Here is a 15,116-nt window from a genome sequence, read left to right as displayed (position 1 = left end):
GCGGCCGCCTAGTCGATCGGGCCGAACACGGCGACCTTCGCCGGGTCGGCGGGGTCGACGCGGGCCTCGTGCCGGGTGCCGGGCGCGTACTGCTGGATCGTCGCCTGCGGCGCGATCAGCCGGGTCACCGTCCGGTAGGGGGTGCCGCCGGTGCGGGTGACCTCCAGCGTCGCCGTGTACTGGGCCTGCCCGGCGATCGTCTTGCCGGTCGGCTCGAGGGCGCGGATCACCAGCGTGGCCGGCTCGCACGTGTCGTACAGCCGTCGCAGCTCGGTGCCGTAGGCCTGCAGCTCCTGCTGCTGGCGCAGCTGCTCCTCCGGCGGGAGCGCCATGAACGCCGCCATGTCCGGGTCGGCGGCCAGGCCGCGCAACGCCTGCGCGGCCAGCTGCGGCGTCGGCAGCTGCGGGGTGATGTCGTACCCCTGCGCCGCCGCGGCCTGCCGGAACTGCTCGGCGTGCTGCCGGAAGTCCTGTGCGCCGCGGGCCATGCCCTGCTGAGTGGCTTCGTTGACCTTGTCGCGGATCTTCTTGAACATCGGTCCCGCCTTTCGCTGTGTGGTGTGCACACAGCTTCGGCGGAGCGCGCTGCTACCGAACCCAGGTTTGCCCGTCATCGGAGGCATCGAGGCAGGTCAGCGCCGCCCAGAAGACCGGCGAACGCTCCGGCTCGGCCCGTTCGCGCCACCGCGCGTGCCGGGTCCGCTGCCACGCGCAGAGCTCTCCGACCGGGTCGTCGCCGGCCAGTGCCGTGTCGACGGCGATCACCAGCTCGGCCATCGGGTCCGCGCCGGGGGCGGCCGCCGACGTCGGCAGCGCCCACAGCGTCGCGGCCACCAGCCGGGCCCCGGCCGCGACCGCGGCGAGCAGGACGCCGAACGGCTCGGGCAGGCCGAAGTCGCTCGCGCTGGCGCAGCCGATCAGCGCCACCCGCGCCGGCATCGCGTCCACTTCGGACAGGGCGAGGTCCGCGGCGGTGAAGGGCCGGTGCGCCCCGATCGGCTCGGCCGTGCCGGGCAGGTCGGCCGTACAGGACAGGTGGAGCGCGGTCTGCGCGCCGTGCTCGTCGCGGACCCGGCTGACGTGCCCGGCGTACACCAGCCGCGAACAGGGCCCGGCCAGCAGCCGCGCGAGCAGCCGCCGGTCGGTGTCGGTGCGGCGGACCAGGTCGAGGCCCCGTGCGGCGGCCGGCCGGACCGCGCTTTCGGCGATCCGCGCGTCCAGGTGGCGGATCAGCGGCGACGCCGCGTCCTGCTTGCCGAGCACCGAGCCCAGCTCGCCGAACGCGCTCTGGCCGGGGATCCGCGGGTCGAGCAGGTACACCGGTGGCCCGGGCGGCGCCGGGGGACGGCGCGGGATCCCGACGGGCGCGAGCAGCGAGACGTCGGCGACGTCCAGGACGCGCTCGTCGCCGTCGAAGCAGCTGCTTTCCTCGCCGGGTTCGAGCACGCGGTCCGGCCGCCGGTCGGGCAGGGCGAGCAGCCCCCACGGCACCGCGGCGAGGCTCGGCGACGGCTGCACGCGCAGCAGCGGACGCCGTCCTCCGGCCGCGGCCTCCCGCAGTCGCGCGACGAGATCGGCCGGCAGCAGGTTCAAGCCGAGGACCCGAGCCAGGCGTTGTTCGCCGGCGAAAGCGGACAGCGCGCGGCCGACGGCGTCGGGCACGCTCTCACCCTCGTGCGGCGTCGGGCAAGCCGCGTCCAGGTACTCGCGAGCCGTCGCGACGAGGGCGGCGTCGACCGAGTGGGTGTGGACGTCGTCGAGGTCGCCGGTCGTCCGCCAGGTGAGGTAGGTGTGCCCGGCGTCGGCGTACCGCAGGAGGAACGTCTCCCTGGCCGTGGCCGGCCAGGTGCGCACGACCGGAGTTTCCCTCGGGGGCGACGAATACCGCTCGGCGGCGATGTCGAGCCAGCGATCGAGTTCCATCGGCGACGCCGGGGACCACCGCAGGGCGGGCGGCGGGGCCAGGCGCAGCGGCAGCGACGCGGTCACGCTGCCCAGCGCGGCGAGCGGGAGCCGGTCACCGGCGGGCGCCACTTCGAGCGGGGGAACCGTCCCGGTGAGTTCGAGCGACGGTCCCTCGGTGTAGGCCCCGACGGCGCAGGTGCGTTCGACCAGCTCCGCCGCCAGCCGCGGCTCCCGCAGCCGCATCAGCAGCGCCATCACCAGTTCGGTCGCCGGTCCCGCGACGTCGCGCGCCCACGCCGTGCGGGCCCGCGGCGACGCGAACTCGAAGCGGTAGTCCGCCGCCGCCAGCGCCAGCGGCAGCAGCAGGTCGAGCAACGCGCCCAGGTCGTCGCCGCGCGCGTAGCCGATCGTGGCCGCGACGAAGTCCGTGTGCAGGCACTCCAGCCACTCGCCGGACGCGCGCGCCGACTCCCGCGCCCGCGTCACGTGCTCCTCGGCGGTCGTCCAGTCGCCGTCCGCCGCGGCGCACCGGGCCAGCGCCACGTCGAGCCGTCGCAGGCCGGGCGTGTCTTCGTGAGCCGTCCAGATCTTGCCCGCGTGCTCGAACTGGTCCCGCGCCTGCCGGGCGTCGCCCGCGAGCAGCAGCAACGTCCCCAGCGCGTGGCTCGCCTCCGCCACGTCGCCGGACGCGCCCGCCGTCGCGAGGTCGTCGCGAGCGGCGACGATCGCCGCGACCGCGCCCGGGAAGTCACCGGCCAGCGCACGGTCGGTCGCCAGGTCGACGGCGTACTTCGCGGCGTGGTCCGCGGTGAGCCGGACCAGATCGGCGCGCGCGTCGGCGTCCTGACCGCCGGCGCGGCGAAGGCGGGCGCGCTCGGCCTGGGCCATCGCCTTCAAGGAAGGCGAGTGGTCGCAGGCCGGCGTGCTCAGGATCTCGTCGAGCGCGGTCAGCGCCCCGGCCGGATCGCCGGCGGCCACCTGGACGCGCACCTCGAGGATGCGCAGCTCCAGCTCGTCGGTGCCGTGCGGGTCGAGCAGCTCGGGCGGGTACTGCTCCGGTCCGGCGGCCTTCCGCAGCGCCGCCCGGTGCCGCTGTCCGGCGATCAGCTCACGGGCCCGCGCGATCTCACCGTCCTCGGTGGACAGTGAGATCAGCACGCGATCGGCCACCTCACGGGAACCTTCCATCGTCCGCAGCTCGGCGTACTGTCCGAAGTGGACGGCGGCGGCCGTGCCCACCTCGAAGGCGGCGAGCACGGCTTCGGCGCATTGCCGGGCATTGCGCAGGTCCCCCGCGGAATAGCAGACCGTGGCAAGGTCGCTGACCGCGGCGAGTTCGAAGTCGCTCCGGTCGAGCCGCTGCGCGATCTGCCGCATCCGGCCGTACAACCGTTGTGCGCCCGCGATGTCCCGTGCCGCGGCGAGCCGTTTGGCCTCCCGCTGGACCTCGACGGCTTCACCGGCCAGCTCCTGGTACTCGGCGTCGGTGAGCGAGCACGCGGGAAGTTCGCCGTAGGGTGCCGGGTCCAAGCCGAAATGAGCGGCGACGCACCGGCAGTTGTAGCCGTGCGAACTCGCCCCGGCCAGCGCGTCCGGCACCGGCCGGTCCGGCGGGGAAAACGGCGGCGGCAGGCCGACGAGCACGTCAGAACTCCCCGTCGGCGGCCGCGCGCTCGGCCAGCGTCCGGGCTTCCGGCGGCAGCGCCTCGCGCGCCCGCACGAGCGCCACCACCTCGGCCCGGTCTTCCGCCGTCGTCCCGGCGAGGTCCTCGGGAGTCACGCCGACGAACAGTCCGATGGGGACGGGAGGGGCGAGATCGACGGCGCCGGCGAACCGCCCGACGCCCCAGCGCAAGGGGACTTCCGCGACGACCTCGCCGTCCCGGGTCGCGAAGGCGGACAGCGTCGCGTCGGCGAACGCTCCGGCGACCTCGACCTCCAGCCGGGTGGCCGTCGGCGCCGCGACGACCCGCCAGGTCACGGTGTTCTCGGCGGCGTCGAGGATGCCCGGCGGCACCCGCGCCCAGTCGACGCTCTCCCGGCCCTCGGTCACGACGCCTTCCCCGGACGCGGCCGGCTCGATGCCCGCGGCCAGGGCATACGCGCGCTGCCCCGGCGTCACGGCGGCCGCCAGCCGGGCCGCGGCTTCGGCGCGCACGACGTCGTCCTGGCCGTCGAACCAGGCCGACAACCTGGTGCACAGGCCCCGGACCTCGTCCGCCACCGGCGTCGCGGCGAGCCCGTCGACGGCCGCGTCGAACAGGTCCGCCGGGGTGGCTTCGAAACCGTCGAGCATGCCTTCGGCCACCTCCGCGGTGGCGACCGCGGCTTCGAGGTCCAGCAGCGCCGGGTCCAACGCGGGAATCCCGAGCGTCGGGCTCGCGGGCCACCACCGGCGAGCCCACAGCAGCAGCGCGAGGGTGGCGAGTTCCGGCCGGGCGGGGACATCGACGCGCCCGGACACGAGGGCATCGAGGGCGCGTTCCTCGCCGACGAGCCGGGTCAGCCAGGGTTCCGCGGCCCCGGCGTCGGTGAGTTCGACGCGCATCGAGCCGGGCACGCCGGCGAGCAGATCGGTGAGGGCGAAGCGGACGAGGCCGCCGTCCGCCGCGACGACGGGGGTGTGCACCGGGTGCGTCACGAGACCGCCTCCAGGTCCGGCAGCCGGGCCACGAGCGCGCGGCGCACCTTCGTCCGCAGGTCCAGGGAGGTCGACCGGACGACGCCGGTGACGAGGTCCCGCACGTCCGCCGCGTCGGCCGGGAGGTCACCGCGCACGTCGAAGCCGTGCAGGCGGATCCACAGCCGGCCGAGGAACTGCTTGCCGAACTCACGCAGCTCGCGCAGCAGCTCGTCGTCGGGCCGCGGGGTGAGCGGCGTGGTGCCGGCCAGCGCGCGGCGCGCGTGGAACACGTACCCCTCGCGCGCGACCTGGGCGTTGAGCTGCCGCGCGAACCCGGGGACGGTCCCGGGTGCGGCGCCGTCGAGCGGCCGGAGGGCGGGCGCGAGGACGACGCCGAGCGCGAAACACGTGGCCAGCGCGGGCAAACCGAGCCCGAACCCGGCGACGACGCGGCGGGCTTCGTCGTCGACGAGCTCGGCGACGGCTCCCCGTTCGCCCGCGGGGAGCCGGCGCAGGGTGGCGCGCACCCGCCGTTCGACGCTGCGTTCGAGGAGCTCGGGGCCGGCTTCGTCCTGCCGCCGCAGGGGCGGGACGGCGGTGCGATCGCCGCGCTGCAGACCGAGATCCGGCGCCGGGGAGCCGGAAGCGGCCTCGGCGGCCCGGGCGAGCGCGTCGGCTCCCCCGGGCCGGCGCAGCGCCAGGCCGAGGGCGTGCCCCGCGGCGGAACCGGCCAGCCAGGCGGCATCGGTGAGGGTTTCGGCGAACCGGCCGAGCAGCACCACGGCGTCGTCCGGCGAGAGACCGGCGTCGGTGTGCCAGCGGCGGTGCAGCGCGGCGGTCAGGTCCGCGGCGGCCCGGGGATCGGCGAGATACGCGATCAGCTGCGCGACGCCGGCTTCGTCACCTTCGCCGTGCAGCTCGCGCAATGCCGACGCCGCGGCTTCCGGGGCGTCCGGTCCGGGCATGCCGTATCCCGTCGCCAGCTCGTACGCCAAGGGGAAGCAGACGTCCTGGACGTCGCCCGCGGTGATCCGCAGCGCGCGCCGCTGCCGTTTGAGGTGCACGAACCACGCGGCCGTCGCCCGCAACCGCGATGCGTCGGCGAGGACCAGCTCGGTGACCTCGGCCGCGGCGGCGGGCTCCAGCAGCGGACGGCCCAGCTTCGGCCGCGCCGCCGTGCGGACGACGAGCGGGTCGATGATCTTCTTGACGGTGCGGGTCAGCGGGCCGCCGTCCCCGGCCGAGAGGACCTCGACATCGGGAATCCGCCGCCACGCCGCCGCGAGCACGACCGAGCGCAGCCGGGGCTTGCCCGCTCCCGTCACCGCCACCCCCTCGCTCCGATCGCACCCTACGCGACAGCCCCGTCAGTTCCGCCGCTCCGGCGGCACGTACTCGAAGGTCGGCCCCGCCGTCGTCCGCCCGTCCCCGCTCGGCATCTTCATCAGCGCCACCGCCTGGGCCCGCAGCGCGTACATCGTGCCGATCGCGTCCCGCAGCTGCCCCGGGTCGCCGGTGAACGCCTGCTCCAGCTGGTAAAGCAGCACACAGTAGGTCTGGTTGAACGCCTCCTGCGCGATGCGGACCGCGCTGCCTTCCGGGTAGTCGGCCGTCCGCGGATCGGGACGCATCGGCAGCACCCCGTCGGGGTCGATCGCGATCTCGTCCCCGGACGGGCCGGACGCCGGGGTGTCGCCCGTGCGGTAGCGGCGGCCGAGACGCAGCTCCTGGAAGCGGTAGTAGTGCGCCACCTCCTCGCGGTCGGGGTGGAAGACGTCGCGGTCGCCGTCCCAGACGTCGGTGCGGGCCGCGCCCTCGCCCTGCTCGACGACCTCCGCCAGCGCCGCCATCGCGGACTTCAGATCGTGCACCGCGATGACCTCACCGCCTCCGCCGCGGAGGTGGAACGCGTCGATCTGCCGGGCCGGGTCGCCGGTGAAGACCGCGGCTTCGCCCAGCTCGTCGCACAACGTTCGGAAGCCGGCCTCGATGGCGGCGTAGAACTGGCCGATCGTCTCGTACTCGTCCGATTCCGGCGGCGCGTCCGCCGACGCGGGCCGCTCGATGCGCAGGAACAGCTCGAGGGCTTCGGCACCGAACGGCGCCAGGTGGACGTGCACGGAACGATCGCCGTGCGGCAGCGGATGCGGGTAGGGCGGCAACAGCGCGGGCGTGTCGAGTGCGGGCGAACCGCCCACGGCGTTGAGCAGGTTCGCGGCCAGCGCGAGGTGCAGCATCTCCTCCGCCAGGACCGACCCGACCACCTGCACGGCTTCGGGATTGCGGGCCGGGTCGAGCGAATACAGCGCGCACAGGTAAGGGGGAATCGTCGCGTGCTCGAGCTCGATCGCCCACTGCAGGTGGCGGCGGAGATCGTCCAGCGTGTCCATGGCTACCTCGGTTCGTCGGGTCGGTTGCGGCAGCTGAGACAAGACGCCGCACCGGCTTGTGACTACTGAGGGCCGTTGGTCAGCGAGAGGTTGAACGCGTAGCGGGACGCGCGGTAGACGTGCCAGCCGTACTCGACCACGCGGCCCGAGTCGTCGTACGTCGTGCGCTGCATGGTCAGCAGAGCCGCTCCCGGCGTCTCGTCCAGCAGCTCCGCGTCCTCTTCGGTCGCCAGCCGGGCGCCGATGTGCTGCTCCGCCGCGTGCAGGCGGACCCCCGCCGAGCGCAGCAGCTGGTAGAGACCCTTGTCGCGCAGCTCTTCGTCGGTCGGATCGATGACGCCGTCGGGCAGGTAGTTGTTCATCAAGGCGAGCGGCTCGCCGTCGGTCGAGCGGATGCGGGTCAGCCGCCGCACGCGCGTCAGGCCCGGCGCTTCCAGCAGCTCGGCCACCTTCGCGTCGGCGTCCGCCACACTGTTGGCCAGCACCACCGACTCCGGCTTGCCGCCGAGGCCGGCGAGGTCGTCGAACAGGCTGCTCAGCCGCAGCGGCCGCGCCACCTTGGTGCGGACGACCTGGGTGCCGACGCCGCGCCGCCGCACGAGCAGGCCCTGGTTGACCAGCGTCTGGATCGCCTGGCGGACGGTCGGGCGCGACAGCCGCAGGTTCGCCGCCAGGTCCACCTCGTTGCCCAGCCGGGCACCCGCCGGGAGCCTGCCGTCCTCGATCGCGGCGTGCAGCTGCTGCGAAACCTGGTGGTACAGGGGCTCGGGGCTGCCCGGGTCCAGCACGATCTCCCGGCCGGGGTCCCAGGCCGGGTGCGTGACGTCCACGCGGGACGACGGCGGAGGGGTGCTCATCGGGGGAAGCCTACCGCGCTCCGCGGTGCGGTAGGGATGACCTGTTGTCCATATGTCTTGACAAAGTCTTCGGGGCTCTGGCACTGTCGTTCTCGTACCGGCCGAAGGAGCGGAACTGTGACCGACATGCTGCGACGTCTCGTCGCGAAACGGGTGCACGACCCGGAAGCGATCGCCGAGGCGGCCGCGAACCGGGTGCGGGCGCGGTCGCCGTTCAACGACAAAGGCCGGACGATGATCATCGCCGCCGACCACCCCGCCCGCGGCGCCAACGCGGTGGGCGACAACCCGTCGGCGATGGCCGACCGGGGCGAGCTGCTCGAGCGGCTGTGCCTGGCCCTGGAACGGCCGGGCGTCACCGGCGTGCTCGCGACCGCGGACGTGATCGACGACCTGCTGCTGCTCGGCGTCCTCGACGGCAAGACCGTGATCGGGTCGATGAACCGCACCGGGCTGGCCGGGTCGAGCTTCGAGATCGACGATCGCTTCGCCTGCTACGACGCCGAAGCGATCGAGCGGATGCGGTTCGACGGCGGCAAGACGCTCACCCGGATCTGCCTCGACGACCCGGCCACGCCGAGCGTCCTGGAGAACACCGCGAAGGCCGTCAACGCACTGGCCGACCGGAAGCTGATCGCGATGGTCGAGCCGTTCCTGTCGGTCCGGACCGACGGCCGGATCAAGAACGACCTCTCCCCCGACGCCGTCATCAAGTCGATCACGATCGCCGCCGCGCTCGGCCGCTCGTCGGCCTACACCTGGCTCAAGCTGCCGGTGGTGGACGACATGGAGCGCGTGCTCGCGTCCTCGTCCCTGCCGGCCGTCCTGCTCGGCGGCGAGGTCAAGGACGCGGACGCGGCGTTCGCGGCCTGGCAGCGGGCACTGGCGCTGCCGACCGTGCAGGGCCTGGTCGTCGGGCGCTCACTGCTCTACCCGCACGACGGGGACGTCGCCAAGGCCGTCGACACCGCGGTGGGGCTGTTGTGCACCCAGCAGGCTCAGCGCCACTACCGGTAGGGAGCACCGTGAACACCATCGAGCACTGGATCGACGGCACCGCCACGTCCGCGGGCTCGACCCGCACGGCCCCGGTCTACGACCCGGCCACCGGGAAGCGGCAGGCGCAGGTCCTGCTCGCCGAAGCGTCCGATGTGGACACCGCGGTCGCGTCCGCGAGCAAGGCTTTCGAGGCGTGGGGCGACTCCTCGCTGTCCCAGCGGACCAAGGTGATGTTCGCCTTCCGCGAGCTGCTGGTGAAGCACGAGGACGAGCTCGCGCGGATCATCTCCGGCGAGCACGGCAAGGTCGTCGACGACGCCCGCGGCGAGATCGTGCGCGGCCGCGAGGTCGTGGAGTACGCCTGCGGCATCGCCGACGCGCTCAAGGGCAGCTTCTCCGACCAGGTCTCGCGCGACGTCGACGTGCACGACTTCCGGCAGCCGCTCGGGGTCGTCGCCGGGATCACGCCGTTCAACTTCCCGATCATGGTCCCGCTGTGGATGCACCCGGTCGCGATCGCCACCGGCAACACGTTCGTCCTCAAGCCGAGCGAGCGTGACCCGTCGGCGTCGAACTTCGTCGCGCGGCTCTACGCCGAGGCCGGGCTGCCCGACGGTGTGTTCACCGTCGTCCACGGCGACAAGACGGCGGTCGACGCGATCCTGGACCACCCGGACATCGCGGCGGTGTCGTTCGTCGGCTCGACCCCGGTCGCCAAGTACGTGCACGAGCGCGGGACCGCGGCCGGCAAGCGCGTCCAGGCACTCGGCGGGGCGAAGAACCACGCGGTCGTCCTGCCCGACGCCGACCTGGAGTACGCGGCGAACCAGCTGACCGCCGCCGCGTTCGGCTCGGCCGGGCAGCGGTGCATGGCGATCTCGGTCGGCGTCGCCGTCGGGGCGGCCGGCGACAAGCTGGTCGAGATCCTCGAGCGCAAGGCCCGCGAGGTGAAGGTCGGTCCCGGCTCGGACCCGGCCAGCGACATGGGCCCGGTGGTCACCGAGGCCGCTCGCGAGCGCGTGGTGAACGCCGTCGCGCGGGGCGCGGAGCAAGGGGCGTCGGTAGTGGTCGACGGCCGCGGCCTGACCGTCGACGGGCACGAGGAAGGCTTCTTCGTCGGACCGTCCCTGCTGGACAACGTCACCACGGACATGCAGGCCTACCGGGAAGAGATCTTCGGACCGGTGCTGGCGGTCGTCCGCGCGGAGACCGTGGCCGAGGCGATCGCGATCATCAACGCCAACCCCTATGGCAACGGCACGGCGATCTTCACCGGCAGCGGCGAGGCGGCGCGCACGTTCCAGCGCGAGGTCAAGGTCGGCATGATCGGGGTCAACGTGCCGATCCCGGTCCCGATGTCGTACTACTCCTTCGGCGGCTGGAAGGACTCCCTCATCGGCGACAGCCCCATCCACGGCCCGGCGGGCGTCAACTTCTACACGCGCGCGAAGGTGGTCACGACGCGCTGGCCGCACACGAGCACCTCGGCGGCGGGGTTCACCTTCCCCACCTCCAGCTGAGGCCCCGAGCAGAAGCGGAACACCAGTCTCCGCTTCTTGGTAGGGTGGCCGTCATGGGTTACCGAGGTCCACTCCCGAAAAACGCCGTCGTCCGCTTCAACACGTGCGTCGGCTCGCTCCGGACGTCCCCGCGCTGGGGAGGGCTGGTCCGTCGCCACCTCACCCAGGTCACCTACACGGGCCGGCGGTCGGGCCGCACGTTCAGCACTCCCGTCGGCTACCGGCGGACGGGCGACGTCATCACCATCGGCGTCATGCTGCCGGAGGCGAAGAAGTGGTGGCGCAACTTCACCGGCGACGGCGGTCCGCTGTCCCTCGAACTCGACGACGCGGAACGCACCGGTCATGCCGTCGCCCGGCGCGACGAAAAGGGCCGCGTCACGGTGACGGTCCGGCTCGACGGCGACGCCTAGGACGCCATCCCGTGCCAGAGCAGCTCGGCGAGCCCCGCCGCGTCGCCGCGCCAGTCGGCGTTCGGGTCGAGCAGCAGCAGCCCGGCCAGGCCCCGCAGCACCACCAGCGGGTCGAGGTCCGGCCGCACGGTGCCGGCCGCCTCGTTGGCCTTCAGCAGCTCCGACACCGCGCCGACCATCGCCTCGTACGCGCTCGCCGGCAGCTCGCCGCGGGACGCCGTCGCGCGGCGCAGCGCGTCGGCCAGCCCCTTCTTGGTCATCATGTAGTGCGCGAGATGATCGGTCACCCACACCCGGAACGCTTCGTCCGGGGCGTGTCCCTCCAGCAGCACCGGCACGATGTCGACGATCTGCCGCACCTCGCGCTCGTACACCGCGAGGATCAGCGACTCCGGCGTCGGGAAGTGCCGGTACACCGTGCCGACGCCGACCTCGGCCTGTTTCGCGATCGCGTTGAACGAGACCTCGCCGGTGCGGGCCAGCGACTCCGCGGCCACGACGAGGATGCGCTCGTGGTTGCGCCGGGTGTCCGCGCGCCGGGGGCTGACCGAACCCGTCGTCATCGTCCCTCCCGTCCACCGAAGTTGTCGTTCGCCGAATCTAACCCAGACCTGGAGCGACTCCAGCGTGACTGGTTCGTTGCGAACCGGATTGTAATCCGCTAGCCTCACGAACGGGTGAAGCGGATGACTATCCGCTCCCCGTTCGCCGCCACCACCACCGTCAGGCACCCACCCGGACGAGCTGCGGAAAGAGACCAGTGGACATCTCACTCGAAGTCAACGGCAGTACCGAACACCTGGACGTCGATCCCGGTGTGACCCTCCTCGACGCGCTGCGCGAGCGCCTCGACGTCACCGGCCCGAAGAAGGGCTGCGACCGCGGGCAGTGCGGCGCCTGCACCGTGCACGTCGGCGGCCGGCCCGTGCTTTCCTGCCTCACCCTGGCCGCCACCGTCAGGCAGCCGGTGACCACCGTCGAAGGACTGTCCACAGAGGACCGGCTGCACCCGGTGCAGCAGGCGTTCGTCGACCAGGACGCCCTGCAGTGCGGGTTCTGCACCGCCGGGCAGGTCATGTCGGCGGTCGCCGCCGTCGAGCAGGACGTCGAGGACGTGCGGGAGTTCATGTCCGGCAACCTCTGCCGGTGCGCGGCCTACCCGAACATCGTCAAGGCCGTCGAGCAGGCGAGGCGGGCCGATGCGTCCCTTTGAGCTGACCGCCCCCACCACCGTCGACGAGGCACTCGCGACGCCCGGCACCTTCCTGGCCGGCGGCACGACGCTGGTCGACCTCATGAAGCTCGACGTCCTCACGCCCCAGCACGTCCTGGACATCAACCAGGTCCCGCTGCGCGGCATCGACACGAGCGACGGCCTGCGCTTCGGCGCGCTGGAGCGGATGAGCGCGATCGCCGCGCACCCGCAGGTGTACCCGGCGATCTCGCGCGCACTGCTGCTGAGCGCGTCCCAGCAGATCCGGAACATGGCCAGCATCGGCGGGAACCTGCTGCAGCGCACGCGCTGCTCGTACTTCCGGGACGTCGCGATGCCGTGCAACAAGCGCGAGCCCGGCAGCGGCTGCTCCGCGATCGAGGGCGCCAACCGGATGCACGCGATCCTCGGCACCAGCGACTCCTGCGTCGCCACGCACGCCAGTGACGTCGCCGTGGCCCTGGTCGCGCTCGACGCGCGCCTGCTGCTGGCCGACGCCGAAGGCACCCGCGAAGTGGCGCTGCGCGACTTCTACCAGCTGCCCGGTGACACCCCGGCGCTGGAGAACGACCTGCGTCCCGGCGAGCTGATCACCGAGGTCGTCGTGCCGCGGCTGGACTGGGCGGCGAACTCCACCTACGTCAAGGTGCGCGACCGGCAGTCCTACGAGTTCGCGCTGTGCTCCGCCGCCGTCGCGCTCGATGTCCAGGACGGGAAGATCGCCGACGCCCGGGTCGCGGCCGGCGGCGTCGCGACGGTGCCGTGGCACCTGCCCGCCGTCGAGGACGCCCTGCGCGGCGCCCCGGCGACCCAGGCCTCGTTCGAAGCCGCCGCGGCCGTGGCCGCCGACGGCGCGCACCCGTTGTCCGACAACGGTTTCAAGGTGTCGCTGCTGAAGCGGACGATCGTCCGCGCCCTGCTCGAACTGACCGAGGGGAGCTCCCGATGATCACCCGGCTCGACGCGCCGCAGAAGGTCACCGGCGAGGCCAAGTACGGCGCCGACCGCACCTTCTCCGGCATGGTCTACGGCTACGTCCTGCTCAGCACGATCGCGCACGGCGAGATCGAGGCCGTGGACGCCACCGCGGCGAAGAGCGCACCCGGCGTGCTCGAGGTGTACACGCCGTTCGACCCCCTGACGCTGCAGACCCCGAGCATGCCGCCCTTCGGCGAGACGTGGGTTCCGTTGCAGAACAAGGAAGTCACCTACTACGGCCAGCCGATCGGGTTCGTCGTCGCGGAGACGTTCGAGCAGGCCCGGGACGCGGCGGGGCTCGTCGAGGTCGCCTACCGCGAGCGGCCCGCCCGGACCTCGCTCGCCGAACACCTCGACTCGGCCGAACCCGCGCCCCCGGCCATGGACGGCGCACCGCCGGAAATCGAGGTGCTCGAAGACGGCGTCGAATCCTTCGACGCCGCCCTGGCCGCGAGCCCGGTGGTCGTCGAGGCGACCTACACGACCGCGACGCAGAACCACGCCGCGATGGAGCCACACTCGGCGGTCGCGGTGTGGGACGACGGCGAGCTGACCATCTACAGCGGGAACCAGGCGTCGAACATGCAGGCGGCGGAGGTCTCCATGGCCCTCGAGCTGGCGCCGGCGGCCGTCCACGCGATCAACCCGTTCGTCGGCGGCGCGTTCGGCGGCAAGGGCCGGACGTCCACGCCGGCGTTCCTGGCCGCGGCCGCGGCCCGCGCCCTCAACCGGCCGGTGAAGGCCGCGCTCACCCGCGAACAGGTCTTCACCGCCACCGCCGGCCGGGCCGCGACGGTGCAGAAGCTCGCGCTCGGCGCCGAGCCGGACGGCACCCTGGTGGCCCTGCGCCACGACTCGTGGTGCCACACCGACACCGCCCGGTCGTTCGTCGAACCGACGTCGCACGGCACCTCGCGCGAGTGGTACGCCACGAAGAACCTGTCCATCTCCCAGAAGATCGTGCCGCTGAACGTCCCGCCGACGACGTTCATGCGGGCTCCCGGCGAGGCACCCGGGTCGTTCGCGCTGGAGAGCGCGGTCGACGAGCTCGCCGTGAAGCTGGGCATGGACCCGATCGAGCTGCGCGTCCGCAACAACTCGACCGCCCCGCCCGGCCACGACCTGCAGTGGTCGAGCAAGCACCTCGACGAGTGCTTCCGCGTCGGCGCGGACCGCTTCGGCTGGGCGCACCACCCGGCGGGCTCGCGCACCGACGGCGACTGGCTCGTCGGCATGGGCGTGGCCACCGCGGTGTTCCCCGCCCTGCGGTTCCCGGCCACCGTCGGGATCACCCTGCGGGCGGACGACACCGCCGTCGTCGCGACGAGCGGCGCGGACCCCGGCACCGGCCTGCTCACCGTGCTCTCCCTGGTGGGCGCCGAATCGCTGGACATCCCGGCGGACCGGATCACCCCGCGCCTCGGCGACTCCGCCCTCCCGCCGGGCGGCATGTCCGGCGGCTCGACGGCGACGGCGAGCGCCGGCACGGCGATCATGCTCGCCGCCACCAAGGCGATCGACGAACTGACCGCGCTCGCCGCCGACCCCGGCGCGCCGTTCGAAGGGCGGGAGGTCACCTACGCCGACGGCCGAGTCTTCGCCGACGGCGAGTCGATGACCTACGGCGAGCTGCTGCGGACCGTGGGGCGCGAATCGCTCGAGGTGACCGGCACCTCGGCACCCGGGGAGGAGCTGACCAAGCACTCCTTCGCCTCGTGGGGCGCCCAGTTCGTCGAGGTCCGCGTGCACAAGTGGACGCGCGAGGCCCGGGTGTCGCGGATGCTCGGCGTGTTCGACGCGGGCCGGATCATCAACGACAAGGCGGCCCGCAGCCAGATCATGGGCGGCATGATCTGGGGCGTCTCGGCCGCGCTGCACGAGGGCCTGGAGATCGAGGCGAACGGCCGGCTCGCCAACGGCGACTTCGCGAGCTACCTGCTCCCGGTCAACGCCGACATCCCCGAGGTCGGCGTCCACTTCGTCGAGTACCCGGACACCCTCCACAACGCGGTGGGCGCGCGGGGCCTCGGCGAAATCGGCACGGTCGGCATGGCGGCGGCGGTGGCCAACGCCGTGTACAACGCCACCGGCATCCGGGTCCGGCACATCCCGATCACCATCGAAGATCTGCTCGAGGACTGATCGCCCGGGGTGGGACGCGCGTGCGTCCCACCCCGGCGTTCGGCCACCTGGCGCAACGAGCCCGGCGCCGTTATCC

At 73.1% G+C, this 15,116-nt stretch carries 13 protein-coding genes; 6 read left to right on the top strand and 7 right to left on the bottom strand.

Annotated features, from left to right (window positions below; translation table 11 throughout):
- Positions 1-8 precede the first annotated feature (8 nt).
- The 6 genes from AA23TX_RS29910 to AA23TX_RS29885 form a co-directional block, all read right to left on the bottom strand.
- Positions 9-536, bottom strand: a complete 528-nt coding sequence (locus AA23TX_RS29910; RefSeq protein WP_155546114.1) for a hypothetical protein — start codon at positions 534-536, stop codon at positions 9-11.
- A gap of 52 nt (positions 537-588) precedes the next feature.
- Complete coding sequence (locus AA23TX_RS29905) at positions 589-3,549, bottom strand: hypothetical protein (RefSeq protein WP_155546113.1); 2,961 nt, start codon at positions 3,547-3,549, stop codon at positions 589-591.
- Between the two features lies 1 nt (position 3,550).
- On the bottom strand, positions 3,551-4,546 hold the full coding sequence (locus AA23TX_RS29900) for a hypothetical protein (RefSeq protein ID WP_155546112.1): 996 nt from the start codon (positions 4,544-4,546) through the stop codon (positions 3,551-3,553).
- On the bottom strand, positions 4,543-5,859 hold the full coding sequence (locus tag AA23TX_RS29895; protein ID WP_230862763.1) for a hypothetical protein: 1,317 nt from the start codon (positions 5,857-5,859) through the stop codon (positions 4,543-4,545). The genes AA23TX_RS29900 and AA23TX_RS29895 overlap by 4 nt, the downstream gene beginning before the upstream one ends.
- A gap of 36 nt (positions 5,860-5,895) precedes the next feature.
- Positions 5,896-6,918 (bottom strand): ferritin-like domain-containing protein, encoded by a 1,023-nt coding sequence (locus AA23TX_RS29890; RefSeq protein ID WP_155546111.1) that lies wholly within the window; start codon positions 6,916-6,918, stop codon positions 5,896-5,898.
- A gap of 62 nt (positions 6,919-6,980) precedes the next feature.
- Positions 6,981-7,775: a GntR family transcriptional regulator gene (locus AA23TX_RS29885; RefSeq protein ID WP_155546110.1), complete on the bottom strand. Its 795-nt coding sequence runs from the start codon at positions 7,773-7,775 to the stop codon at positions 6,981-6,983.
- A gap of 117 nt (positions 7,776-7,892) precedes the next feature.
- On the opposite strand from AA23TX_RS29885, the gene AA23TX_RS29880 reads away from it, so the two are divergent.
- From AA23TX_RS29880 to AA23TX_RS29870, 3 genes are read left to right on the top strand one after another with little or no spacing between them, the layout of a single operon-like run.
- Entirely contained in the window at positions 7,893-8,792 is a 900-nt protein-coding gene (locus AA23TX_RS29880) for a Cgl0159 family (beta/alpha)8-fold protein (RefSeq protein ID WP_155546109.1), read from the top strand.
- A gap of 8 nt (positions 8,793-8,800) precedes the next feature.
- Positions 8,801-10,294, top strand: coding sequence for a CoA-acylating methylmalonate-semialdehyde dehydrogenase (locus AA23TX_RS29875; protein ID WP_155546108.1), 1,494 nt, complete (start codon positions 8,801-8,803; stop codon positions 10,292-10,294).
- A 53-nt stretch (positions 10,295-10,347) separates the two neighbouring features.
- Positions 10,348-10,707, top strand: a complete 360-nt coding sequence (locus AA23TX_RS29870; RefSeq protein WP_155546107.1) for a hypothetical protein — start codon at positions 10,348-10,350, stop codon at positions 10,705-10,707.
- On the opposite strand, the gene AA23TX_RS29865 is transcribed toward AA23TX_RS29870, so the two are convergent.
- Positions 10,704-11,270 (bottom strand): TetR/AcrR family transcriptional regulator, encoded by a 567-nt coding sequence (locus AA23TX_RS29865; protein ID WP_155546106.1) that lies wholly within the window; start codon positions 11,268-11,270, stop codon positions 10,704-10,706. The two genes, AA23TX_RS29870 and AA23TX_RS29865, sit on opposite strands and share 4 nt — an antisense overlap.
- A 197-nt stretch (positions 11,271-11,467) precedes the next feature.
- Here AA23TX_RS29865 and AA23TX_RS29860 point away from each other — a divergent pair, with 197 nt between their 5' ends.
- The 3 genes from AA23TX_RS29860 to AA23TX_RS29850 are packed head-to-tail and all read left to right on the top strand — an operon-like array spanning position 11,468 to position 15,040.
- Positions 11,468-11,920, top strand: a complete 453-nt coding sequence (locus AA23TX_RS29860) for a (2Fe-2S)-binding protein (RefSeq protein WP_155546105.1) — start codon at positions 11,468-11,470, stop codon at positions 11,918-11,920.
- Positions 11,907-12,869, top strand: a complete 963-nt coding sequence (locus tag AA23TX_RS29855) for an FAD binding domain-containing protein (protein WP_155546104.1) — start codon at positions 11,907-11,909, stop codon at positions 12,867-12,869. Before AA23TX_RS29860 ends, AA23TX_RS29855 begins: the two co-directional genes overlap by 14 nt.
- Complete coding sequence (locus AA23TX_RS29850; protein ID WP_155546103.1) at positions 12,866-15,040, top strand: xanthine dehydrogenase family protein molybdopterin-binding subunit; 2,175 nt, start codon at positions 12,866-12,868, stop codon at positions 15,038-15,040. The genes AA23TX_RS29855 and AA23TX_RS29850 overlap by 4 nt, the downstream gene beginning before the upstream one ends.
- Positions 15,041-15,116: the final 76 nt, after the last annotated feature.

The organism is Amycolatopsis camponoti, assembly GCF_902497555.1.
Taxonomy (GTDB): domain Bacteria; phylum Actinomycetota; class Actinomycetes; order Mycobacteriales; family Pseudonocardiaceae; genus Amycolatopsis; species Amycolatopsis camponoti.
Note: the sequence above shows the minus strand (reverse complement) of the source record. Positions and strands in the feature narration are given on the sequence as shown.

Bases quoted from the DNA above. Each gene is read 5' to 3' on its own strand.
- AA23TX_RS29890 (WP_155546111.1), bottom strand. From the start codon at position 6,918: ATGGACACGCTGGACGATCTCCGCCGCCACCTGCAGTGGGCGATCGAG.
- AA23TX_RS29910 (WP_155546114.1), bottom strand. From the start codon at position 536: ATGTTCAAGAAGATCCGCGACAAGGTCAACGAAGCCACTCAGCAGGGC.
- AA23TX_RS29885 (WP_155546110.1), bottom strand. From the start codon at position 7,775: ATGAGCACCCCTCCGCCGTCGTCCCGCGTGGACGTCACGCACCCGGCC.
- AA23TX_RS29870 (WP_155546107.1), top strand. From the start codon at position 10,348: ATGGGTTACCGAGGTCCACTCCCGAAAAACGCCGTCGTCCGCTTCAAC.
- AA23TX_RS29850 (WP_155546103.1), top strand. From the start codon at position 12,866: ATGATCACCCGGCTCGACGCGCCGCAGAAGGTCACCGGCGAGGCCAAG.
- AA23TX_RS29855 (WP_155546104.1), top strand. From the start codon at position 11,907: ATGCGTCCCTTTGAGCTGACCGCCCCCACCACCGTCGACGAGGCACTC.
- AA23TX_RS29865 (WP_155546106.1), bottom strand. From the start codon at position 11,270: ATGACGACGGGTTCGGTCAGCCCCCGGCGCGCGGACACCCGGCGCAAC.